The sequence below is a fragment of the Streptomyces sp. NPDC030820 genome, assembly GCF_055572075.1.
On record NZ_JBVIEB010000004.1, the window covers coordinates 25,344 to 47,594 of the forward strand.

Genomic DNA, 22,251 nt, shown 5'->3' on the forward strand with positions numbered 1-22,251 from the left:
CCGCGCGTACCCTTTCCCGGGTGAACGCCACCGATCGCACCCCTGCCGACCTGCTGGCTTCCGCGCTCGCCGCGGACCCCGGCCGCCCGCTGGTGACCTTCTACGACGACGCCACGGGCGAACGCGTCGAACTGTCCGTGGCCACCTTCGCCAATTGGGTGGCCAAGACCGCGAACCTCCTTCAGGGCGACCTCGCTGCCGGGCCGGGCGACCGGGTAGCCCTGCTGTTGCCGGCGCACTGGCAGACGGCGGTGTGGCTGCTGGCGTGTTCCTCGGTGGGGGTGGTGGCGGATCTCGGCGGGGATCCGGCCGCGGCGGACGTCGTCGTCAGCGGGCCGGACGCACTGGAGGCGGCGCGGGCGTGCGGCGGGGAGCGCGTGGCGCTCGCGCTACGGCCGCTGGGTGGGCGTTTCCCCCAGACCCCGGCCGGGTTTGTCGACTACGCCGTGGAAGTGCCGGGACAGGGGGACAGGTTCGTGCCGTTCGCTCCGGTGGATGCGGAGGATCCCGCGCTGATCGTCGCGGGGGCCGAGTTCAGCGGGGCCGAGGTTGTCGAGCGGGCGCTCGCCGAGGCGCCTGCTCTCGATCTGACGGGCCCAGGATCGAGGCTGCTGTCCGGGCTGTCGTACGACACCTGGGAAGGGGTCAGCGCGGGGTTGTACGCGCCGTTGGCCGCCGGAGGGTCCGTGGTGCTGTGCCGGCATCTGGACCGGCTGGGTGAGGAGGCCCTCGCCAAGCGGATCGAGGCTGAGCGGGTGACTGCGGTACGCCGCTGAAAGGCGTAGTTCCGCGCGCCCCTGGGGCGTCACGGTTCCCCCGATCGGAGTAGTAAAGGGCGCTTCCCGCACCCTCCCCCGCCATGGTCGTAAGAGCAGGACGTGACGCTCGTACGCCGTGAAGGGGTGCCCCGCCCGTGACCGACACCGTTGGCAGGCCCCTCGGTCCCGGTCTCGGGGCCTCCGCCACCGGCGCAGGGCTCGTACGGCGGCGTCGGCGGCGGTGGGTGAAAGCCACGGCGCTCGGCGCGGCCGTGCTCGTGGTGGCGGGCGTCGGGGCCGGCTGGGCCGCCTACACCAAGCTCAACAACAACATCACCGCCGATGACGCGGCCGCCCGCGAACTGGAGCGGTACGAGCGGGAGCGGCCCACGGAACTGGTGCGGGGCGCGCAGAACATCCTGCTGATCGGGTCGGACACGCGGGCCGGGGACGGGAACTCCGCGTACGGGCGGGATCTGGGCAGCGAGCGGTCGGACACCACGATCCTGCTGCATCTGGCCGCCGACCGGCGCAGCGCCACCGCCGTGTCCCTGCCGAGGGATCTGATGGTGGACATCCCCGGCTGCCGGCAGTCGGACGGCAGCCGCAGCGAGCCGGTGTTCGCGATGTTCAACCACGCCTTCCAGGTGGGCGGTTCGGCGTGCACGATCCGGACCGTCGAGAACCTGACGGACATTCGGATCGACCATCACGTGGTCGTGGACTTCAGCGGGTTCAAGAAGATGGTGGACGCCGTCGACGGGGTGCAGGTCTGCCTGAAGGAGCCCATCGACGACAAGGCGGCCTTGCTGAAGCTGCCCGCGGGCAAGGTCAAGCTCAACGGGGAGCAGGCGCTGGGGTTCGTACGGGCCCGCAAGTCGCTCGGTGACGGCAGCGACACCGAACGGATGGAACGCCAGCAGCGGTTCCTCGGCGCGCTGGTCGACAAGATGCAGAGCAACGACGTCCTGCTGAACCCGGTGAAGCTGTATCCGGTGCTGGACGCGGCGACCTCCTCGCTGACCACGGATCCGGAACTGGCCAGTCTGCGTGGCTTGTACCAGTTGGTGCGCGGACTGCGCAACATCCCTACCGAACGGGTGCAGTTCCTGACGGTGCCGAGGGAGTCGTACGTCTACGACGCCAATCGTGACCAACTCGTGGAGCCGGAAGCCGAGAAGCTGTTCGCGCGGCTGCGGGCCGATCAGCCCGTGGCGGTGGCCCGCGAGACGCCGAAGGAGGCCACGGGGACGGACCGGGAGCCCGACGGCAGGAGCGACCCTTCGCCCGCGCCGACGTTCCGCGGGAACACCGCCGCCGAACACACCTGTGAGTAACGCGCACATCAAAAGGCCGAACTTCTGTCCGGGAAATGAGGCGGATTGCCCAGTTGTAGGAACAGGGAATTTGTCACCGGCGTCGCTTGACGCTGAACTGGGCGGATAGTGTGAGCGATCCGGTGCACCTGGCCACGAGGTCCGACCTGGGGTCGTGCACTGTTTCACCGAGACCCGAGCGTCTTTGAGGGGGAAGGCGCCGCGTGGCCCCGACGGAGGATTCGGACAACCGTGGACGCGCAAGGCCGTGGGCGGGCGGACAACATCGATCCCGCCGACCAGTGGGTACTCAATCCGAACACCGGCGAATACGAACTGCGACTGGGCACTTCCACACCGCAGTCACCGGTTCCCGGTCCCCGCAGACCCGCCCCACGGGACGGCGCCGGTGCGCCGCGTCGCCGTAACGAATCGGCGCCCGGCGGGACCCGTGAGATGCGCCAGGCGCGCGGCGGTGACGTACCGCCGCCGCGGTCGGCCCGGCGCCGGGGCGGCGAGCCGGAGCCCCCGCAGGGGCGCAGGGCCGCCCGGCGGCCGGTGAAGAAGAAGTCGAAGGCGAAGAAGGTGCTGGCGTGGACCGCCGGCGGCACGGCCTTCGTGCTGGTCGCCATCGGCACCGCCGGCTATCTCTACCTCAAGCACCTCGAGGGCAACGTCACCACGACGGACGTCGGCAGCGCGGGCAAGAGCGGCTTCAGCAAGGACGACGCCTTCAACATACTGATCATCGGCACCGACAAGCGGACCGGGAAGGGCAACACGGGCTACGGCGACGCCAACAGCGTCGGGCACGCGGACACCAACATCCTGCTGCACGTGTCCAAGGACCGGACGAACGCGACCGCGCTGAGCATTCCGCGCGACCTGATCGTGAACGTACCGGACTGCCCGACCAAGCAGGCCGACGGCTCGACCAAGGTCGTCCCCGGCTCCGAGAACGTCCGCTTCAACACCAGCCTCGGCCAGCTGGGCCGCGACCCCGGCTGCACCATGCGCACGGTCGACCAGCTCACCGGCATCACGGTCGACCACTTCATGATGGTGGACTTCAACGCGGTGAAGACGCTGACGACCGCGGTCGGCGGCGTCGACGTCTGCCTGGCGCACGCCGTGAACGACTCGGACTCGCATCTGAAGCTGCCCGCGGGCAAGCACAAAATCCAGGGCGAGCAGGCGCTGGCCTTCGTCCGCACCCGGCACAGCTGGGGCAACCACGGCGATCTGGACCGCATCAAGGTCCAGCAGCAGTTCATGGGCTCGCTGATGCGCAAGATGTCCTCCAGCGACACCCTCACCAGCCCGACCAAGCTGATCAGTCTGGCGGAGGCGGCCACGAAGGCGCTGACCGTCGACAAGGGCATCGGTTCGGTGAGCACGCTCAAGGACGTGGCGCTGGAGCTGAAGAAGGTGCCGCCGAAGAACATCTCCTTCGTGACCGTGCCCGTGCTCGACAACCCGGCCGACGGCGCGGTCCACAAGACGGTCATCGTCAACCAGAACGCCGCCCCGCAGGTCTTCGACGCGATCAAGAGCGACGTCTCCTTCACCGAGGTGAAGAAGAAGCAGAAGGAGGCGAAGGACGCGCAGGCCGCGCGCCTGAAGGGCAGCAGGTCCGCGCCCTCCGACGTGCGGGTGCGGGTCCTCAACGGCGGTGCGGTCGGCGGCAGCGCCCAGGACACCCTCGACTGGCTCCAGACCAAGGAGGGCGTGCTCAAGTCCGAGAACGCGGGCAACGCACCGGCCGCGCTGAGCAAGACCACGCTGGAGTACGCGCCCGACCAGGCGGCGCAGGCACGGGAGCTGGCCCACCTCATGGGCCTGCCGGGCTCCGCGCTCAAGCCCGGCAAGAGCGTCACCAACTCGCAGGGCCTGCCCGAAATGACGCTCACCCTGGGCAAGGACTTCAAGGGTGCGGGCGTGTCCCTCACCGCTCCGGACAAGCCGCCGACGGTCGACAAGTCGACGGCGAACGAGGTCAAGTGCGCCAGCTAGGCACTCGGGCACACCGAGGGGCAGTGGGTCGGCGCGGTGCGCCGACGGCATGAAACGGCCGGGGCCCTTCCCACGGGAAGGGCCCCGGCCGTTTCGTACGAAGGTCAGTTGGCGGCCAGGACCGCCGGCCGCCGTGACGCGATGACCTTGCGCGCCAGCGACTTCGGGCTGGTCAGAAATCCCCAGCCCCACGACATGTGCATGGTGGCCAGGGCCACCGGGATCTGCAGCCGGGCCTTCGCGGACAGCCCCTTGCCCGCCGGGACCGAGCCCGCCACGATCGCCGCCAGATAGCCGCCGGGGACGACGAGGGCCCAGGGTGTGAGCACCGCGCCGACGACGATTCCGGCCGCGATCGCGCAGAGGGCCGTCGGCGGTGCGAGGTAGCGCAGGTTGATGGAGCCGGAGTGGTAGCGGGCCACCACGTGCCGCCAGCGGCCGTAGTCCTTGTACTGCTTGGCGAGGGCCCGGACGGAAGGCCGCGGGCGGTACGAGACCTTGAGCTCGGGCGAGAACCAGATCAGGCCACCCGCCTCACGGATGCGGAAGTTCAGCTCCCAGTCCTGGGCGCGGATGAACTCCTCGTTGTAGCCGCCCTGCTGCTCCAGGGCCTCGCGACGGAAGACACCGAGGTAGACGGTCTCGGCGGGCCCGGCCTCGCCGCCCGTGTGGAAGGCGGCGTTGCCGACCCCGATCTTCGAGGTCATCGCGGCGGCGACCGCGTGCTCCCAGTCGTTCTCGCCCTCGGCGTGCATGATGCCGCCGACGTTCTGCGCGCCGGTCTCCTCCAGGAGCCGGACCGCGGTGGCGATGTAGTTCGGCGAGAGCATGCCATGGCCGTCGACGCGGACCACGATCGGGTGCCGGGAGGCCTTGATCGCTGCGTTCAGCGCCGCGGGGGTGCGGCCGGTCGGGTTCGGGACGGTGTGCACACGCGCGTCTTCCGCCACGAGCTCAGCCGCGATCTCGTCCGTGCGGTCCGTGGACGGACCGAGGGCGATCACGACCTCCATCTCGCCGGCGTACTCCTGCGCGAGGATCGCTTGGACGGCCCCGCGCAGATGCCGCTCCTCGTCGAGGACCGGCATGATCACGGAAACAGCGGGGAGCCGCACGTCGGGCTTGGCGTTCATAGGGGGCTCACGTTACCGCGAACGGGGGACACCGGTGCGCGCCGCCGGGGCGTGGGGCCGGGCTGGAGATCGTATCGGCCTACGGTGCTCACGGATCCCACGTACGGCCTCGTCCGGAGGTGTCCCCCTTGGCAAGCCCGCCCCGGTCCCCCGCGCGACCGCAGCGCCGACCGCAGCCGCCCCGCCGCGTGCCGCGCCCGCCCGAGCGGCCCGTGCGGTCGGTACGGCCGCCCCGGCGGCCCCGCTGGGCCATGCGGGCGGTGAGCACGCTGTCCGTCGTGCTGCTCGCCTCCGCCGGGATCGGGCACGCGGTGATCAGCAGCCTGGATGCGGGGATCGCCCGGGTCGACGCCTTCAAGGACATGAAGAACCGGCCGCTCGCGGGCCACGGCATGAACATCCTGCTGGTCGGCACCGACGGCCGCGACAAGATCACCGAGCGGGAGCGGCGGGCGTACCGGCTGGGCGGGGCGCCCTGCCACTGCACGGACACGATGATGATCGTGCACATCTCGGAGAACCGGGAGCGGGCCACGGTGGTGAGCCTGCCGCGCGACTCCTACGCCGAGGTGCCCGCGAGTGCCGACCCGGCGACCGGGCGGCAGCACCCGGCGCATCCGATCAAGCTCAACGCCGCCTACTCCGAGGGCGGCCCCCAGCTGACCGTCCGCACGGTCGAGAACATGACCCATGTGAAGATCGACCACTATCTGGAGGTCGACTTCACCAGCTTCATGAAGACCGTGGACGTCCTCGGCGGCGTGACCGTGTGCACGACGACCCCGCTGAAGGACGCGTACAGCGGGCTCGACCTCGCCCCCGGCACGCACACCCTGAACGGCGGGCAGGCGCTGCAGTACGTGCGGGCCCGGCACGTCGACGCGACGAGCGACCTGGGCCGGATGAGGCGGCAGCAGCGGTTCCTGGCCGCGCTGATCGAGCGGGCCACCTCCTCCGGGATGCTGCTGAACCCGATGCGGTTCAGGGACGTGACCCGCGCGGTGCTCGGCTCGGTCCGCGCCGACGAGGGCTTCGGCACCGACGAGCTGCTCGATCTGGGCCGGGCCATGCGGAACTTCACCCCCTCCTCCTCCGAGTTCACCACCGTGCCCATCGGGCAGGTGAACTACGCCGTCAAGGGCATCGGCTCGACCCTGAAGTGGGACCAGGCCAAGGCGGACCAGCTGTTCGCCGCCCTGCGCGACGACAAGCCGCTCACGGTGGCCCCGCCCCCGCACCGCGCTCAGGCCCATGTGCCGCCTGCGACAACCGTCGACATGGATCCCGGGCAGGTCCGGGTCCAGGTGGCGAACGGCACGGGCACCGCCGGCCTCGGCAGACGCGTCGACGCGGCGCTCACGGCGACCGGCTTCGCCGCGACGCACCAGCCGGTGACGGCCGCCACCCGTGTCCCGCACACCGTCATCTCCTACGACCCCCGCTGGGACCGCTCGGCCCGCGCGCTGGCGGCCGCCCTGCCGGGGGCCGGGCTGCGCGCCGTACCGGGCCAGGGCCCGCTGCTGAAGGTGATCGCCGGGGCGGACTTCAAGGACGTGCATCGGGTGCACTTCGAGGACCCCGCCCAGCCGCAGCAGACGACCGTGCGCGGCAGCGAGGTGGTCTGCTCGGGCGCCTAGCTCACCTGGTGCACTTCACAACTCACCTGGAAAAAACGGGAGTCGCTAGTCCTCGAAGCCCTCGGCCGCGCGCTTCTCGCGCAGCTCGCGAATGGCCCTGCGGCGGGCCAGACGGTGGGTGCGGCGGATCTGGGCCTCCTGGTAGCGGCGGCGGTCCCGGTCGGTCTCCGGGATCACCGGCGGCACCCGGCGCGGCTTGCCGTCGGCGTCGACGGCCGCGAAGACCAGATACGCGGAGCCGACCTGGGTGGGCGGGGCCGACTCGTTCCAGCGCTCGGCGAGGACCCGGACGCCGACCTCCATGGAGGTCCGGCCGGTCCAGTTCACCTGTGCCTTCACATGGACCAGGTCACCGACGCGGACCGGCTCCAGGAAGGCCATCTCGTCCATGGAGGCCGTGACCGCGGGACCGCCGGAGTGCCGGCCCGCCACGGCGCCCGCCGCGTCGTCGACCAGCTTCATGATCACGCCGCCGTGCACCGTCCCCAGCAGGTTGGTGTCGTTGTGGGTCATGATGTGGCTGAGGGTGGTGCGCGAGGCGGACGTCGGCTTGCCGGGGATGTCCGGTTCCGCGTCCGTGGCCTGGTCTGTCATGCCCTCCACCTTATGCCGAAGTGACAATCGCGGATTTTGTGTCGGCTTCGCAACAGCGCCGCTGTTATTTTCCGACAGCCCTTGTAAGCCTCACACCGACGCCCTGCACACTGGGGCGCATGAATGACTGGCCCGAGGGATGGTCCGACGACAACCGCGGCCCGCGCTACGGACGCGGCAGTGCCGGCGCACAGCCGGAGAGCGCGCGCGTGATGCGTCAGGTGCGGCGCGGCCCGGCGGTGCCGCCCGGGCAGCGCTCCTACGGCGACCCCGGCCCGGCGGCGCCGCCGTACGGGGCCGGAGTCCCGCAGCAGCCGTCGTACGTCGACGGGCAGGGATACGACGACGGCGCCGGTTACGACAGCGGCTACAACACCGGGCAGGTGTACGGCGGCGGGCGGCGCGGCGGCGGCTTCGTGCCCAACGACAACGACGCGGACCCGGAACTCGACCGGTACCGGCCGCGCCCGAACTGGCGGCGCCGGATCAAGTGGACCGCGATCACGCTCGCGACCGTGGTGGTCGTCACATCCGTCGCGACGTACTTCTGGGCCGACTCCAAGCTGCGCCGCGAGGTCGACCTGTCCAAGGTCATCGACCGGCCGGCGTCGGGCGCCGGCACCAACTACCTGATCGTCGGCTCGGACAGCCGCGAGGGCATGTCCAAGGCCGACGAGAAGAAGCTGCACACCGGCTCCGCCCAGGGCAAGCGCACGGACTCGATGATGATCCTGCACGTCGGCGACAACGGCGACACGCTGATCTCGCTGCCGCGCGACTCGAACGTCACGATCCCCTCGTTCCGGGGCTCCACGTCCGGCAAGATCCGCCCCGCCATGGGCCAGAACAAGCTGAACGCGGCGTACGCCTACGACGGCCCGACGCTGCTGGTCCGCACGATCGAGTACAACACCGGTCTGCACATCGACCACTACGTCGAGATCGGCTTCCAGGGCTTCGCCAGCATCGTGGACGCGGTCGGCGGTGTCACCATCGACATCGACAAGGGCTTCAAGGACAAGTACTCGGGCGCCGACTTCAAGGCCGGCAAGCAGACCCTGAACGGCGCGCAGGCCCTCGCCTTCGTCCGCACCCGGCACGCGTTCGCCGCCTCCGACCTGCAGCGCACCAAGAACCAGCAGAAGTTCCTGTCGGCCCTGGCCCACCAGGTGGCCACGCCGGGAACGGTCCTGAACCCCTTCAGGTTCTATCCGACCATGGGCGCGGGCCTGGACTCCCTGATCGTCGACAAGGACATGTCGCTGTGGGACCTGGGCTCGATGTTCTGGGCGATGAAGGGCGTCCAGAGCGGTGACGGCACGTCCATGAACATGCCGATCTCCGGTTCCGTCGGCGGCAACCTCGTCTGGGACAAGGCGAAGGTCAAGACGCTGGTGAACGAGCTGAACAACGACCAGAAGGTCACCGTCTCCGGCAACTAGGCACTCGCCCACGGCGGGGTAAAGCATCGCTCAAGGCGCGCTGTTCATTCTCCAGATACCGGACGAATCGACCGGTCGTGCGAGCCCGGGGTTTGTCAACGCCGTGTCCAGCCGCTGAACTGTGCGGATAGTGTGTGCGATCCGGCGCGGAACGACCGCGCCGTCGTACGCCGTTCGACCGACTGTATCGAGGGGCTCGGGGGGGCGACTCGTCGCGCGGGCCCCGGCGGAGGACGAAGCGACCGTGGACACACAAGGCCGTGGACGGGGTGACGGCATCGCCGCGTCGACCCGGCGGAAGACCGTGGCGACCGGCACCGGCACGGGCCGGGCGAAGCACCCTCCCGGCCTCAGGGGGCAGGTGCGTGAACTCGCCGCGCTCCCGGGCCTTTCGGCGCCCGCCGACGAAGTCACATGCGCCTCGTGACGCAAGGGCCCGGTTCTGCGTCTAACTGAGCGCGGCGGCGCCACGGCACGGGCCGGGGCCGGCCCCGCGCTTCGGACTGTGCCCGGTCACCGCGGCACACGCCCGACACACAAACGACAAGGGCGCCATACGCCTCCGCGGAGGGCGGCGGGCGCGCAACGAAGCCGCGGTGAGGGATGCCGAGGGCGGGAGGGCAGGAGATGACACGCAGCAGCGTGGACCAGGAGGGGGCGGTACCGCGTGCTAGGGACGCCGGTGAACCCGGTGTGGAGGGCGAGCCGGAGGGCGGGCGCCGTGGCCGTCGGCGCGACCCTGGCCGCAGAGGTCGCACGGAGCCCGGATCACCGCGCCCCAAACGCCGGATACTGCGCTGGTCGGCGTTGACCCTGGCGGTCGTCATACTCGGCACCGCCTGCGCGGGTTACCTGTACTACGAGCACCTCAACGCCAACATCCAGAAGGACAAGCTGAACCTGGGCGACTCCGACGTGCCCAAGGCGACCCCGAACGCGGCCGGTCAGACGCCGCTGAACGTCCTGCTGATCGGCTCGGACAGCCGGAACAGCGCGAAGGACCTCCAACTCGGCGGGTCCAGGGGGGATGTGGGCCGCGCGGGCCTCGCGGACGTGCAGATGCTGGTGCATGTGTCGGCCGACCGCACCAACATGTCCGTGGTCAGCCTGCCCCGCGACACGATGATCCCGATCCCCAGGTGCACCGACCCGCACACCGGCCACAAGTACCCGGCGCTCTCCCTGGCCATGGCGAACGAGTCGCTGGCCCGCGGCGGCCCCGGCTGCACCGTCGCCACCTGGCAGAGCCTCACCAACATCCACATCGACCACTTCATGATGGTCGACTTCTCCGGCGTGGTCGACATGGCGGACGCCATCGGCGGCGTCCCGGTCTGCGTCAAGCAGAACGTCTGGTCGCACACCTCCGACGGGCACGGCTCCGGCCTGAAGCTGAAGGCGGGAACGACGTACGTCAAGGGCGAGCAGGCCCTGCAGTGGCTGCGCACCCGCTACGGCTTCGAGGACGGCAGCGACGTCGGCCGTACCCACGCCCAGCACATGTACATGAGCGCGATGGTGCGCCAGCTGCGCAAGAACGCGACGCTGACCAACCCCGGCGCGATGCGCAGTCTGGCGGAGACCGCGACGAAGGCCCTCAAGGTCGACGAGGGCCTGGGGACGATCGCCAAACTGTACGACCTGTCCGAGGAGTTCAAGAAGGTCCCCACCGAGCGCATCACGATGACGACCCTGCCGACCGCGCCGTGGTCACAGGACCGCTACCGGCTCGTGCCCGCGCCCGGGGACGCCGACCAGCTCATCTCCATGGTCCGTGACGACACCTCGCTGGACGGACGCGGCGTGAAGCACAAGACCGAGGAGCAGCCGAAGACCCCCACGGACCCGGACGGCAAGATCGCGGTGCAGGTCCGCAACGGCACCGGATCGAACGACGAGGCCCCCACGCCCCAGCGGGCGAGCGATGTCGTCCAGCTCCTGCAGGGCAAGGGGTTCACCCAGGCCGCGAAGGACACCACGCCGGCCTCGGAGGCCAAGAGCACCGTCCTGTATCCCAGCGCCGACCTGGAAGGTGACGCCCAGGCGGTGGCCAAGGCGCTCGGGATACCGCTGAAGCAGGTGCGCAAGTCGACCGACGTCTCCGGCGTCACACTGGTCGTGGGCGCCGACTGGCGCACCGGCACCGCTTACAAGGCGCCCACCGAGCCGACCAAGGCGCCGTCCACGGCGGCCGTGCTCCCCGGCGACAAGAAGGACGCGTGCATGGCCGTACAGAAGGGCTTCACCTGGTGACGCAGGCGCGGTGACCGGGCGGCGCCCCGGTCACGGCGGTGATCAGTACGCGGCGGTACGGATCTGCATCTCACCGCTGACGCCGTAGTAGCCGTGGGTGCCGGCGCTGTTCGTCCCCCGTCAGTCTCCACAGATCGATCACAGGATCGACCGGAAGATCAGTCCTGTCCGCCCCGAGGGCACCCGTGCGGGTGCCCTCCGCCCTTCAGGCTCTCGGCCGGGAGGGCTCACATGCCGGCCCCTGCCATCGCGCGACAGGTCTCCGAACACCGGCGACACGCCTCCGCGCAGCGCATCATCTGCGGGTCGTCGCGCATGGACATACACGCCTCGGCGCACATCTCGCACACCTTGGCGCAGAGCGTGCACATCTCGGCGGACATGGGCGAGCGGCGCATCATCATGTCGGCGCACATGCGGGTCATCTCGGAGCAGTCCATCAGGGCGCGCATGACCTGCATCTGCTGCTGACCGCCCTTCTGCATGCAGGAGCTCATGGTCTCCTCGCACATGCTGTGGCAGTTCATGCAGGCCTCGACGCACTCCTGCATCTGCTGGGTGAGCGCCGGCGTCATCTGGGACTGGGTCATGGCTCCTCCTCGAAGGCGGGGGCCCGGGGCGGACCCCGTGTGCTTCCGTCCTACGCCGCCCCGGCCCGGCCCGCATGTGACCGACCGGTCGTAAGGTGCGGCGGAGCAGCAGAAAGGCGCCCCGGAGGGCGCCTTTCCGAACAGACCCGAAGGGCCCTTGCCGCTACGGCAGGTTGCGGGCCATCACGATCCGCTGGACCTGGTTCGTGCCCTCGTATATCTGCGTGATCTTGGCGTCGCGCATCATGCGCTCCACCGGATAGTCGCGGGTGTAGCCGTAGCCGCCGAGGAGCTGGACGGCGTCGGTGGTGACCTCCATCGCCACGTCCGAGGCGAAGCACTTGGCGGCGGCGCCGAGGTAGGTGAGGTCGGCGTCGCCGCGCTCGGAGGCGGCGGCTGCCTGGTAGGTGAGGGCGCGGGCCGCCGAGATCTTCATCGACATGTCGGCGAGCATGAACTGGATGCCCTGGAAGTCGGCGATCGGCTTGCCGAACTGCTTGCGCTCCTGGACATAGCCCTTGGCGTAGTCGAAGGCGCCCTGCGCCACGCCGAGCGCCTGGGCGGCGATGGTGATGCGGGTGTGGTCCAGGGTCTTCATGGCCGTCATGAAGCCCGTGCCCTCCTCGCCGATCATGCGGTCGGCGGGGATGCGGACGTTGTCGAAGTAGACCTCGCGGGTCGGGGAACCCTTGATGCCGAGCTTCTTCTCCGGGGCACCGAAGGAGACGCCCTCGTCCGACTTCTCGACGACGAACGCCGATATTCCCTTCGAGCGCTTCGAGGGGTCCGTCACGGCCATCACCGTGTAGTACTCCGACACGCCGGCGTTGGTGATCCAGCGCTTCACGCCGTTGAGCACCCAGTGGTCGCCGTCGCGCACCGCCTTGGTCTTCATGCCGGCCGCGTCCGAGCCCGCCTCCGGCTCGGAGAGGCAGTACGAGAACATCCCCTCACCCTTGGCGAGCGGGGTCAGGTACTTCTTCTTCAGCTCCTCGCCGCCGGAGAGGATCACCGGGAGGGAGCCGAGCTTGTTCACGGCGGGGATGAGGGAGGAGGACACGCAGGCGCGGGCCACCTCCTCGATCACGATGACCGTGGCGAGCGCGTCGGCGCCGGCGCCGCCGTACTCCTCGGGGACGTGCACCGCGTGCAGGTCGTTGGCCACGAGGGCGTCGAGGGCCTCCTGCGGGAAGCGGGCCTCCTCGTCCACCGCCGCGGCGTACGGCGCGATCTTCGCCTCGACCAGGGAACGGACGGCGTCCCGGAGCATGTCGTGCTCCTCGGACGGGCGGTACAGGTCGAAGTCAGCCGATCCGGCCACGGTCTCTCACGCTCCAAAGACGCAGTGATACTGACGCTAATTACCGTTAAGTAACTCAAATTTTAGAGTGCGGCCCGCAACACGCCTACGTGACCTACACGACAGCTGGGAAATTTCCCGGCGGGGGTCCCGACTATGCTCAGGGGCCGCAGCACCGACGTACCCGAGCTGGAGCACATCCATGAGCCTGAAGATCACCGTGATCGGCACCGGCTACCTCGGCGCCACCCACGCCGCGGCCATGGCCGAGCTCGGCTACGAGGTCCTGGGACTCGACGTCGTACCCGAGAAGATCGCCATGCTGGAGCGCGGCGAGACCCCCATGTACGAGCCGGGGCTGGAGGAGCTGCTGCGCCGGCACGTCGCCGGCATCGAGGGCTCCACCGGACGGCTCCGCTTCACCACCGACTGGGCCGAGGTCGGCGCCTTCGGCGACGTCCACTTCGTGTGCGTCAACACCCCGCAGCGGCATGGCGAGTACGCGGCCGACATGTCGTACGTCGACTCCGCCCTCTCCTCGCTCGCCCCGCATCTGCACGGCCCGGCCCTGGTGGTCGGCAAGTCGACCGTGCCGGTGGGCTCGGCCGAGCGGCTGGCCGGGTACCTCGCCGAGCACGCGCCGGCGGGCGGCGACGCCGAGCTGGCCTGGAACCCGGAGTTCCTGCGCGAGGGCTTCGCCGTCCAGGACACCCTGCATCCGGACCGGATCGTGGTGGGCGTGCGCAGCGACCGCGCCGAGAAGCTGCTGCGCGAGGTGTACGCGACGCCGATCGGCGAGGGCACGCCGTTCGTGGTGACCGACTTCCCGACGGCCGAGCTGGTGAAGACGGCCGCGAACTCCTTCCTCGCCACGAAGATCTCCTTCATCAACGCGATGGCGGAGGTGTGCGAGGCCGCGGGCGGTGACGTGGCGAAGCTGGCGGAGGCCATCGGGCACGACGACCGGATCGGGAAGAAGTTCCTGCGCGCCGGGATCGGCTTCGGCGGCGGCTGTCTGCCGAAGGACATCCGGGCGTTCATGGCGCGGGCGGGCGAGCTGGGCGCGGATCAGGCGCTGACCTTCCTGCGCGAGATCGACTCCATCAACATGCGCCGGCGCGGGCAGATGGTGGAGATGACCCGGGAGGCGCTCGGCGGCGGCTCCTTCCTCGGCAAGCGGGTCGGGGTGCTCGGCGCCACGTTCAAGCCCGACTCGGACGACGTGCGTGACTCGCCCGCGCTGAACGTGGCCGGCCAGATCCACCTCCAGGGCGGCCAGGTCACGGTGTACGACCCGAAGGGCATGGCCAACGCCCGGCGGGTGTTCCCGACCCTCGGGTACGCCGACTCCGCGCTGCACGCCGTACGGGGCGCCGACGTCGTCCTGCACCTCACCGAGTGGCGGGAGTTCCGCGAGCTGGACCCGGCGGCGCTCGGCGAGGTCGCGGCGGCCCGGGTGATCCTGGACGGCCGCAACACGCTCGACCCGGAGCTGTGGCGCCGGGCGGGCTGGACGTACCGTGCGATGGGCCGCCCGACGGCCTGAGGGCATACGGGTGACGCCGGTTCGGCCGAGGCTCAGTCGGCCGAACCGGCGTCTTTCCGCATTCTGCACCACCGGACACATACGTGGCCGGTGAACTCCCTGTGTCTTACCCCTCCTTGGCCCGGTACCGGCGCATCTTCGCCCGCGCCCCGCACACCTGCATGGAGCACCAGCGGCCGCGTCCGGCCGGGCTGCGGTCGTAGTACGCCCAGTGGCAGGTCTCGGACTCGCAGGCCTTCAGCCGCATCCAGGTGCCCTGCGTCAGCCCCTCGGCGACGGCGGCGGCGACCCGGGAGAGCAGCGGGGCGTCCGGGGCGGGGGCGAGGGCCGCGGAGCCGTCCCGCTCGTCGACGGCGACGTACACGGGCGCGCGGGACAGCAGGGCGCCGAGCGGGGTGACCTCGCGGTGCGGCGCGTGCCCGGCGTGCGCGAGCAGCGCGGCCCGCAGCGACTCCCGCAGCTCCCGCGCCTCCTCCAGTCCGTCCTCGGCGATCCCGAAGCGCGCCCGGCCCTCCTCGGTGTCCAGCGTGTCGGCGCCGCTCTCGATGTCCAGCGTGTTGACCAGGGACTCGACCAGCGCCAGGGCTCCGGGGGCGGCCGATCTCTCATTCATGGTTGCGACGTTACCTCCAATGCGGGAGCATGCAGTAACCGTTACCGGTTGCCCGTCTCTATGGGTAACTGTGTCCGTGACCCAAGGAGGTAGTCATGGCTCTCGCCAAGCTCGGTGTCGTGGTCCTGGACTGTCCCGACCCCCGTGCGCTGGCCGGCTTCTACGCCGAGGTGCTGGGCGGCACGGTGGAGGTGCAGGGAGACCCCGAGAACGACGGGTGGGTCGACCTGAAGGTGCCCGGCGGGACTGCGCTGGCCTTCCAGCAGGCGCCCGGGCATGTGCCGCCGAAGTGGCCCGCCCCGGACGCCTCGCAGCAGTTCCATCTGGACCTGGTGGTGGAGGACCTGGACGCGGCGGAGCGGGGGGTGCTGGAGCTGGGCGCCAGGCCGCTGGACGCGGCGGACCGCGAGCGGACCTTCCGTGTGTACGCCGACCCGGCTGGGCACCCGTTCTGTCTGTGCGCCTGCTGAGGCGTCCGAAGGAGGACATCATGGCGTCCGTCGCCCGTTTCCGCTCCGTCGTGCTCGACTGCCCCGATCCGCATGCGCTGGCCGCCTTCTACGCGGCGGTGGCCGGTGGCACCCCGGATGCCGAGGACGACGACTGGGTCGTCCTCAGGGTGCCGGACGGGCCGCGGCTGGCCTTCCAGCGGGCCGAGGGGTACACCCCGCCGGAGTGGCCGCGCGCGGACCGCAACGGCCAGCAGTTCCACCTCGACTTCGACGCGGGCCGGACCTGGGCGGAGATCGACGTGGCCCATGAGCGGGTGCTGGCGCTGGGCGCCCGGCCGCTGGACCTTCAGGACCGGGAGAAGAAGGACTTCCAGGTGTACGCCGACCCGGCCGGGCATCCGTTCTGCCTGTGCCGGATCGATCACCCGTGACCCGGGTGACCTAGGGGGTGTCCAGCTCCCCGATCCTCGCGTTCGACGCCTCTCGACGGTGCTGCGCGGCCCTCGCCGCAAAGTCCGCGCTGCGCAGCACCCGTTGGACATTGCCCCAGGTCAGCTGGGACAGCTCGGTCTCGGACCAGCCGCGCCGGAGCAGTTCGGCGATCAGGTGGGGGTAGCGGGAGGCGTCGGCGAGGTCGCGGGGGTGGGCGGCGCCGGAGTCGTAGGTGCCGGACAGGCCCACGCACTCGGTGCCGGCCATGTCGCGGACGTGGTCGAGGTGGTCGGCGACGTCATGGACCGTCGGCCCGGTTTGCTCGGCGGTCAGCGGCACCATGCACAGGCCCTTCGCCGCGCCCAGCGCCGCGAGCAGTTCGTCGGGCAGGTTGGCCGGGTGGGGGCGCAGGGCGCCGGCGGCGGAGCGGGTGCACAGCACCGGTGTCTTGGACAGCGCGAAGGCGCGTTCGGCGGTGGCCCGGGAGGCGCCGGAGACATCGACGACCACACCGAGCCGGTTCATCTCGCGCACCACCTCCTCGCCGAACCGGGTCAGCCCCCTCTCCCCCGCCCAGGCGGTGCCCGCGAGCGTGAGCACGCGCAGGCCGAGGGCGTGCAGGACGCGCAGGATGCCCAGGGAGTCGTCGAGCGCGGTGGCGTGGGCGGGGCCCAGCACCACGGCGACCCGGCCGCAGTTGCGGGCGTCGATGATCTGCCCGGCGTTGCCCACCAGGCGCAGTCCCTCCGGATGGGCCTCGATCACCGTGCGCGCCTGGTCCAGCTGTTCCAGGGTCGCGGAGGTCGCACGATCTCCGCCGGGGCCCTCGGGCAGGTGCAGGGACCAGAACAGCGCGCCCACATGCCCCTCACGCATCCGGGGTATGTCGGTGTCGATGGCCGCCTCGCCCAGCTCCAGGTCGTACCAGGACAGATGACGCAGGGCCCACGGCAGTCCGCTGTAGCCGTCGGCGACCGGGTGGGCGGCCAGCAGGGCGTGGGCCCGCTGCAGCGACGAGGGCTCCGAGGGGAAGGGGTCGTCCGGCAGGGCGTCGTCCTCGCCGACCTCGATCGGGGAGGGGATGTCGTCCTGGAGGTCGGCCATGGCGGGCTCCGTACGTCGTTGTCTACGCGGTCGTGAGCTACGTCGGGCTGGGGCGTACCGCCACGGTCGCACGGAGGGGAGGAGGGCTTCCTGGTGAGTGGCGCGTTCGGGGGTAGGGCCGGTCAGGCCTCCCGGGCCGGATACCGATCCCGGACCGGGTTGAGCGGTGCGCCGAGGCGCAGCCGCTCGACCAGGTCCGGGTGGGCGACGACTACCCCGCACTGGCGGTTCAGGCGGGGTTGCCGTCCAGCGACTCGATGGTGGCGTTGGACGGCGCCCGGGTCGCCTGAAGGTCACGGGCCACGTCCTCCGCCGCGCCCAGCACCCGTACCGCGTTCTGCCAGGTCAGCTTGGCCAGGTCGGCCTTGGACCAGCCGCGCTCCAGCAGTTCGGCGAGCAGGTTCGGATAGCCGGAGACGTCGCTGAGGCCGTCCGGGGTGAAGGCGGTGCCGTCGTAGTCGCCGCCGATGCCCAGGTGGTCGATGCCGGCGACCTCGCGCATGTGGTCCAGATGGTCCGCGACCGTGGACACCGTGGCGACCGGGCGCGGGTTGCGCTCCTCGAAGGCCCGGTGGATCTTCATCGCCTCGGGGCCGGTGTCGAGATGGTGCAGACCGTGGGCGCGCAGGTTCTCGTCGGCCGCGGCCGTCCAGTCGACGGCCGCCTGCAGCACGAACTTCGGCACGAACGTCACCATCGCCACTCCGCCGTTGGCCGGCAGCCGCTCCAGGACGTCGTCGGGGATGTTGCGCGGATGGTCGCACACGGCCCGCGCGGAGGAGTGCGAGAAGATCACCGGCGCGGACGTGCTGTCCAGCGCGGCCCGCATGGTCGCGGGGGCCACGTGGGAGAGGTCGACCAGCATGCCGAGGCGGTTCATCTCGCGGACCACCTCGCGGCCGAACGCCGACAGACCGCCCACCTTCGGCTCGTCCGTGGCGGAGTCCGCCCAGTCGTTGTTGTGGTTGTGGGTGAGCGTCATGTAGCGCACACCCAGCTCGTACAGACCGCGCAGGGTGCCCAGGGAGTTGTCGATCGAGTGACCGCCCTCCGCACCCATGAGGGAGGCGATACGGCCCTCCCCGCGCGCCGCCTCCATGTCGGCGGCGGTCAGCGCGGCCCGCAGAGCGGCGGGGTGCCCGGCGATCAGCTGCCGTACGCAGTCGATCTGCTCCAGGGTCGCCGGCACCGCCCCGGGCAGGTCCGAGGGCACATACACCGACCAGTACTGCGCCCCGACCCCGCCCGCGCGCAGCCGGGGGATGTCGGTGTGCAGGTGCTCGTCCTGGCGTACGGCGAGGTCGCGGGCGGCGAGGTCGTAGCGGACCTGCTGGCGCAGCGCCCACGGCAGGTCGTTGTGGCCGTCGACGACCGGGAACTCGCGCAGCAGGGACCGTGCTTCGTCCAGTGAGGTCATTGCCTGTTACTTCCCGAAGCCGAACCCGCTCGACCCCTCGACTTTCGAGCGCAGCCGCTTGCCCTTCTCGGTGGCCTGGTCGTTGAGGTCCTGCTGGAAGTCGCGCATCTTGTGCAGCAGGTCCTCGTCGTGCGCGGCGAGGATGCGGGCCGCGAGGAGACCGGCGTTGCGGGCACCGGCGACGGAGACGGTGGCGACGGGCACGCCGGCCGGCATCTGCACGATGGACAGCAGGGAGTCCATGCCGTCCAGGTACTTCAGCGGCACCGGCACGCCGATGACCGGCAGCGGGGTGACGGAGGCGAGCATGCCCGGCAGGTGGGCGGCGCCGCCCGCACCGGCGATGATCACCTTCAGTCCGCGGTCGGCGGCCTGCTCGCCGTACGTGATCATCTCGCGGGGCATGCGGTGCGCGGAGACGACGTCGACCTCGTAGCCGATCTCGAACTCGTCCAGGGCCTTGGCGGCGGCCTCCATGACGGGCCAGTCGGAGTCCGACCCCATGACGATGCCTACAACGGGGCTCATTCGGTGATCGTGCCTCTCAAGTAGCCGGCAGCGTGACGGGCGCGCTCCAGCACGTCGTCCAGGTCGTCGCCGTAGGTGTTGACGTGTCCGACCTTGCGGCCGGGCTTCACGTCCTTGCCGTACATGTGGATCTTGAGCTTGGGGTCGCGGGCCATGCAGTGCAAGTACGCGGAGTACATGTCCGGGTAGTCGCCACCCAGGACGTTGACCATGACCGTCCACTTGGCGCGCGGGCGCGGGTCGCCGAGCGGGAGGTCGAGCACCGCGCGGACGTGGTTGGCGAACTGCGAGGTGATCGCGCCGTCCTGGGTCCAGTGCCCGGAGTTGTGCGGGCGCATCGCCAGCTCGTTGACGAGGACGCGGCCGTCGCGGGTCTGGAACAGCTCGACCGCGAGGTGCCCGACGACGCCCAGCTCCTTGGCGATGGTCAGGGCCATCCGCTCGGCCTGGAGGGCGAGGGATTCGTCCAGGCCGGGCGCGGGGGCTATGACCGTGTCGCAGACGCCGTTCACCTGCTGGGACTCCACCACCGGGTAGGCCACGGCCTGGCCGTGCGGGGAGCGTACGACGTTGGCGGCGAGCTCTCGGACGTAGTCGACCTTCTCCTCGGCGAGGACCGGGACGCCTGCCCGGAAGGGGTCGGTGGCCTCCTCGGCGGTCTCCACGACCCACACGCCCTTGCCGTCGTAGCCGCCGCGGACGGTCTTCAGGACGACCGGGAAGCCGTCCCCCTCGGCCGCGAACCGGACCACGTCCTCCGGGTCGGCGACGATCCGGTGCCGCGGGCACGGGATGCCGATCGCGTCGAGCTTGGCACGCATCACACCCTTGTCCTGGGCGTGCACCAGCGCGTCGGGCCCCGGACGCACGGGGATGCCGTCCGCCTCCAGGGCCCTGAGGTGCTCGGTGGGTACATGTTCGTGATCGAAGGTGATCACATCGCAACCGCGCGCGAACTCACGCAGCGTGTCCAGATCGCGATAGTCGCCGATGACGACATCGCTCACGACCTGGGCCGCCGAGTCCTGAGGGGTGTCACTGAGAAGCTTGAACCTGATGCCCAACGGGATGCCCGCCTCGTGCGTCATACGCGCGAGCTGCCCCCCGCCGACCATGCCGACTACCGGGAACGTCACGCCCCTAGCGTATCGGCCACGCCGGGACGGCCGGATCGCATCCCTCTCACGAACTCTTACCAGCCACTTTCCACCCTCTTTCCGATCTGTTTCCTGGTCTTGGCCTTGTGCACAGGCGAGGGAGGGTTCGTCTGGATAGCATGGCTGGGCCGACGAAACCTACGGACGGGAGCTGCACAGCCATGGAACCTCGTTCCTCGGGGCTGCAACGGCTCGTACGCGAGGTGGCCAAGTTCGGCACCGTCGGCGTTGCGGGCATCTTCGTCAACCTCGGCGTGTTCAACCTGGTCCGGCACGTCTCCGACCTGCCGGTGGTGCGCGCCAGCATCATCGCGACCGTGGTCGCCATCGCCTTCAACTACGTCGGCTTCCGTTACTGGACGTACCGGGACCGCGACAAGAGCGGCCGCACCAAGGAACTCACGCTCTTCCTCATCTTCAGCGCGATCGGCCTCGTGATCGAGAACGGCGTGCTGTACGCGGCGACCTACGGGTTCGGCTGGGACAGCCCGCTGCAGAGCAACGTCTTCAAGTTCGTCGGCATCGGCGTCGCGACCCTGTTCCGCTTCTGGTCGTACCGCACCTGGGTGTTCCGGGTGCAGCCGTCGCAGGAGGCGGAGTCGATCCTGGTGGCCGAGTCGAAGAGGCCGCACTCCGAACCGAAGCCGAAGTCCCAGCGGGTTCCCTGACCCGGCTCGCAGCCGCTGTTCACCGAACCGTCGGCCGGTCCTCCTCCGGCTTCCGGGCCGGCGGCGTACGCGACAGGAACAGACCGAACACCGGCGGCTGGGCCTGGAGCAGCTCCAGCCGCCCCCCGTCGGCCTCCGCGAGGTCGCGGGCGACGGCCAGGCCGATCCCCGTGGAGTTCCGTCCGCTGATCGTCCGCTCGAAGATCCGCGCGCCGAGGTCGGCGGGGACTCCGGGCCCCTCGTCGGTCACCTCGACCACGGCCTGGTTGCCGGTGACCCGGGTGCGCAGCGCGACGGTCCCACCCCCGTGCATGAGGGAGTTCTCGATCAGCGCCGCCAGCACCTGGGCGACCGCCCCCGGCGTGCCGACGGCCTGAAGATGCCGCTTGCCGGAGCTGACGATGGCCCGGCCGGCGCTGCGGTAGGCGGGCCGCCACTCGGCGAGCTGCTGCTGGATGACCTCGTCCAGGTCGAAGGTGACGGCGGAGCCGGTGCGCGGGTCGCGGGAGTTCGTCAGCAGCCGCTCGACCACGTCCGTGAGCCGCTCGACCTGGGTGAGCGCGACGTTCGCCTCTTCCTTCACGATGTCCGGGTCGTCCGTGAGGGTGATCTCCTCCAGGCGCATGGACAGCGCGGTCAGCGGGGTGCGGAGCTGGTGGGAGGCGTCGGCGGCCAGCCGTCGCTCGGCGGTCAGCATGCGCCCGATCCGCTCGGCGGAGGCGTCCAGCACATCGGCGACCCGGTCCAGCTCGGGCACGCCGTACCGCTTGTGCCGCGGGCGCGGATCGCCGGAGCCGAGCCGCTCGGCGGTCTCCGCCAGGTCGGTCAGCGGGGAGGCGAGCCGGTTGGCCTGGCGTACGGCGAGGAGCACCGCCGCGACCACCGCGAGCAGCGCCACCAGGCCGATGATCAGCAGGGTCCGGCCGACCTCGCGGGTCACCGCGGAGCGCGGCTCCTGCACGGTGACGGTCTCGCCCTCCTCGCCCTGCTGCGTGGCGCGGATCACGTCGCCCTGCGGCTTGCTGCCGATCTCGATGGGCTCGTGGCCGGGCATGCGGATGACCGCGTACTGCTCCTTGCTGACAGGATTGCGCAGTATGTCCGCGTTGACCTTCTCTGCGGCGAGGAGTCGGCTGTCCACGATGCCGGCCAGCCGCACCGCCTCGGAATCCACCCGCTCCTGGGCGCTGTTGCTGATCGTCCGGGTCTCGACGATCACCAGGGAGATGCCGAAGACGGCGATCACCACGAGGACTACGGCGAGGGTGGACTGGATGAGACGTCGGCGCATGTTCCGT

Annotated in this window: 20 protein-coding genes; 10 read left to right on the forward strand and 10 right to left on the reverse strand. The window is 70.5% G+C overall.

Going from position 1 to position 22,251, the window contains the following annotated elements:
- The first annotated feature begins 20 nt into the window (after positions 1-20).
- The 3 genes from ACZ418_RS11945 (at position 21) to ACZ418_RS11955 (ending at position 4,087) form a co-directional block, all read left to right on the forward strand.
- Positions 21-776, forward strand: coding sequence for a TIGR03089 family protein (locus ACZ418_RS11945; protein WP_468360877.1), 756 nt, complete (start codon positions 21-23; stop codon positions 774-776).
- A 137-nt stretch (positions 777-913) separates the two neighbouring features.
- Entirely contained in the window at positions 914-2,095 is a 1,182-nt protein-coding gene (locus ACZ418_RS11950; RefSeq protein ID WP_468360880.1) for an LCP family protein, read from the forward strand.
- A gap of 231 nt (positions 2,096-2,326) precedes the next feature.
- Complete coding sequence (locus ACZ418_RS11955) at positions 2,327-4,087, forward strand: LCP family protein (RefSeq protein ID WP_468360883.1); 1,761 nt, start codon at positions 2,327-2,329, stop codon at positions 4,085-4,087.
- A 104-nt stretch (positions 4,088-4,191) separates the two neighbouring features.
- Here ACZ418_RS11955 and ACZ418_RS11960 read toward each other — a convergent pair whose 3' ends face one another.
- Positions 4,192-5,220, reverse strand: a complete 1,029-nt coding sequence (locus ACZ418_RS11960; RefSeq protein ID WP_468360886.1) for a glycosyltransferase family 2 protein — start codon at positions 5,218-5,220, stop codon at positions 4,192-4,194.
- Positions 5,221-5,348: 128 nt separating this feature from the next.
- On the opposite strand from ACZ418_RS11960, the gene ACZ418_RS11965 reads away from it, so the two are divergent.
- Complete coding sequence (locus ACZ418_RS11965; RefSeq protein WP_468360889.1) at positions 5,349-6,857, forward strand: LCP family protein; 1,509 nt, start codon at positions 5,349-5,351, stop codon at positions 6,855-6,857.
- A 45-nt stretch (positions 6,858-6,902) separates the two neighbouring features.
- On the opposite strand, the gene ACZ418_RS11970 is transcribed toward ACZ418_RS11965, so the two are convergent.
- A complete protein-coding gene (locus tag ACZ418_RS11970) occupies positions 6,903-7,451 on the reverse strand; it encodes an acyl-CoA thioesterase (RefSeq protein ID WP_468360892.1) in 549 nt (182 codons plus the stop codon).
- A 119-nt stretch (positions 7,452-7,570) separates the two neighbouring features.
- Between ACZ418_RS11970 and ACZ418_RS11975 the strand changes: the two genes are divergently transcribed.
- Together ACZ418_RS11975 and ACZ418_RS11980 are read left to right on the forward strand one after the other, a co-directional pair.
- A complete protein-coding gene (locus tag ACZ418_RS11975; protein WP_468360895.1) occupies positions 7,571-8,893 on the forward strand; it encodes an LCP family protein in 1,323 nt (440 codons plus the stop codon).
- Between the two features lie 627 nt (positions 8,894-9,520).
- Positions 9,521-11,146, forward strand: coding sequence for an LCP family protein (locus tag ACZ418_RS11980; RefSeq protein WP_468360898.1), 1,626 nt, complete (start codon positions 9,521-9,523; stop codon positions 11,144-11,146).
- 227 nt (positions 11,147-11,373) lie between these two features.
- Here ACZ418_RS11980 and ACZ418_RS11985 read toward each other — a convergent pair whose 3' ends face one another.
- Together ACZ418_RS11985 and ACZ418_RS11990 are read right to left on the reverse strand one after the other, a co-directional pair.
- On the reverse strand, positions 11,374-11,736 hold the full coding sequence (locus ACZ418_RS11985) for a four-helix bundle copper-binding protein (RefSeq protein WP_468360901.1): 363 nt from the start codon (positions 11,734-11,736) through the stop codon (positions 11,374-11,376).
- 163 nt (positions 11,737-11,899) lie between these two features.
- A complete protein-coding gene (locus ACZ418_RS11990; RefSeq protein ID WP_468360904.1) occupies positions 11,900-13,057 on the reverse strand; it encodes an acyl-CoA dehydrogenase in 1,158 nt (385 codons plus the stop codon).
- A gap of 181 nt (positions 13,058-13,238) precedes the next feature.
- On the opposite strand from ACZ418_RS11990, the gene ACZ418_RS11995 reads away from it, so the two are divergent.
- Positions 13,239-14,582, forward strand: coding sequence for a UDP-glucose dehydrogenase family protein (locus ACZ418_RS11995; protein ID WP_468360906.1), 1,344 nt, complete (start codon positions 13,239-13,241; stop codon positions 14,580-14,582).
- Positions 14,583-14,688: 106 nt separating this feature from the next.
- Here the strand turns inward: ACZ418_RS11995 and ACZ418_RS12000 are convergent, their stop codons facing one another.
- Positions 14,689-15,195 (reverse strand): CGNR zinc finger domain-containing protein, encoded by a 507-nt coding sequence (locus tag ACZ418_RS12000; RefSeq protein WP_468360909.1) that lies wholly within the window; start codon positions 15,193-15,195, stop codon positions 14,689-14,691.
- A gap of 95 nt (positions 15,196-15,290) precedes the next feature.
- On the opposite strand from ACZ418_RS12000, the gene ACZ418_RS12005 reads away from it, so the two are divergent.
- Positions 15,291-15,665: a VOC family protein gene (locus ACZ418_RS12005; protein WP_468360912.1), complete on the forward strand. Its 375-nt coding sequence runs from the start codon at positions 15,291-15,293 to the stop codon at positions 15,663-15,665.
- Between the two features lie 20 nt (positions 15,666-15,685).
- A complete protein-coding gene (locus tag ACZ418_RS12010) occupies positions 15,686-16,078 on the forward strand; it encodes a VOC family protein (RefSeq protein ID WP_468360915.1) in 393 nt (130 codons plus the stop codon).
- A gap of 10 nt (positions 16,079-16,088) precedes the next feature.
- On the opposite strand, the gene ACZ418_RS12015 is transcribed toward ACZ418_RS12010, so the two are convergent.
- From ACZ418_RS12015 to ACZ418_RS12030, 4 genes are all read right to left on the reverse strand, one after another.
- Positions 16,089-17,183, reverse strand: a complete 1,095-nt coding sequence (locus ACZ418_RS12015) for a dipeptidase (protein WP_468360917.1) — start codon at positions 17,181-17,183, stop codon at positions 16,089-16,091.
- A 229-nt stretch (positions 17,184-17,412) separates the two neighbouring features.
- Entirely contained in the window at positions 17,413-18,600 is a 1,188-nt protein-coding gene (locus ACZ418_RS12020) for a dipeptidase (protein WP_468360919.1), read from the reverse strand.
- A 6-nt stretch (positions 18,601-18,606) separates the two neighbouring features.
- The gene (gene purE / locus ACZ418_RS12025) at positions 18,607-19,128 is read right to left on the reverse strand and encodes a 5-(carboxyamino)imidazole ribonucleotide mutase (protein ID WP_468360922.1); all 522 of its coding nucleotides are present in this window, start codon (positions 19,126-19,128) and stop codon (positions 18,607-18,609) included.
- Complete coding sequence (locus tag ACZ418_RS12030) at positions 19,125-20,264, reverse strand: 5-(carboxyamino)imidazole ribonucleotide synthase (RefSeq protein ID WP_468360925.1); 1,140 nt, start codon at positions 20,262-20,264, stop codon at positions 19,125-19,127. Before ACZ418_RS12030 ends, purE begins: the two co-directional genes overlap by 4 nt.
- 182 nt (positions 20,265-20,446) lie before the next feature.
- Here ACZ418_RS12030 and ACZ418_RS12035 point away from each other — a divergent pair, with 182 nt between their 5' ends.
- Positions 20,447-20,953 (forward strand): GtrA family protein, encoded by a 507-nt coding sequence (locus tag ACZ418_RS12035; RefSeq protein ID WP_468360928.1) that lies wholly within the window; start codon positions 20,447-20,449, stop codon positions 20,951-20,953.
- Positions 20,954-20,972: 19 nt separating this feature from the next.
- Here the strand turns inward: ACZ418_RS12035 and ACZ418_RS12040 are convergent, their stop codons facing one another.
- Positions 20,973-22,244, reverse strand: a complete 1,272-nt coding sequence (locus ACZ418_RS12040; RefSeq protein ID WP_468360931.1) for an ATP-binding protein — start codon at positions 22,242-22,244, stop codon at positions 20,973-20,975.
- Between the last annotated feature and the right edge of the window lie 7 nt (positions 22,245-22,251).

Bases quoted from the DNA above. Each gene is read 5' to 3' on its own strand.
- ACZ418_RS12005 (WP_468360912.1), top strand. From the start codon at position 15,291: ATGGCTCTCGCCAAGCTCGGTGTCGTGGTCCTGGACTGTCCCGACCCC.
- ACZ418_RS12035 (WP_468360928.1), top strand. From the start codon at position 20,447: ATGGAACCTCGTTCCTCGGGGCTGCAACGGCTCGTACGCGAGGTGGCC.
- ACZ418_RS12040 (WP_468360931.1), bottom strand. From the start codon at position 22,244: ATGCGCCGACGTCTCATCCAGTCCACCCTCGCCGTAGTCCTCGTGGTG.
- purE (WP_468360922.1), bottom strand. From the start codon at position 19,128: ATGAGCCCCGTTGTAGGCATCGTCATGGGGTCGGACTCCGACTGGCCC.
- ACZ418_RS12010 (WP_468360915.1), top strand. From the start codon at position 15,686: ATGGCGTCCGTCGCCCGTTTCCGCTCCGTCGTGCTCGACTGCCCCGAT.
- ACZ418_RS12020 (WP_468360919.1), bottom strand. From the start codon at position 18,600: ATGACCTCACTGGACGAAGCACGGTCCCTGCTGCGCGAGTTCCCGGTC.
- ACZ418_RS11975 (WP_468360895.1), top strand. From the start codon at position 7,571: ATGAATGACTGGCCCGAGGGATGGTCCGACGACAACCGCGGCCCGCGC.
- ACZ418_RS11970 (WP_468360892.1), bottom strand. From the start codon at position 7,451: ATGACAGACCAGGCCACGGACGCGGAACCGGACATCCCCGGCAAGCCG.
- ACZ418_RS11980 (WP_468360898.1), top strand. From the start codon at position 9,521: ATGACACGCAGCAGCGTGGACCAGGAGGGGGCGGTACCGCGTGCTAGG.
- ACZ418_RS11960 (WP_468360886.1), bottom strand. From the start codon at position 5,220: ATGAACGCCAAGCCCGACGTGCGGCTCCCCGCTGTTTCCGTGATCATG.
- ACZ418_RS11985 (WP_468360901.1), bottom strand. From the start codon at position 11,736: ATGACCCAGTCCCAGATGACGCCGGCGCTCACCCAGCAGATGCAGGAG.
- ACZ418_RS12015 (WP_468360917.1), bottom strand. From the start codon at position 17,183: ATGGCCGACCTCCAGGACGACATCCCCTCCCCGATCGAGGTCGGCGAG.
- ACZ418_RS12000 (WP_468360909.1), bottom strand. From the start codon at position 15,195: ATGAATGAGAGATCGGCCGCCCCCGGAGCCCTGGCGCTGGTCGAGTCC.
- ACZ418_RS11995 (WP_468360906.1), top strand. From the start codon at position 13,239: ATGAGCCTGAAGATCACCGTGATCGGCACCGGCTACCTCGGCGCCACC.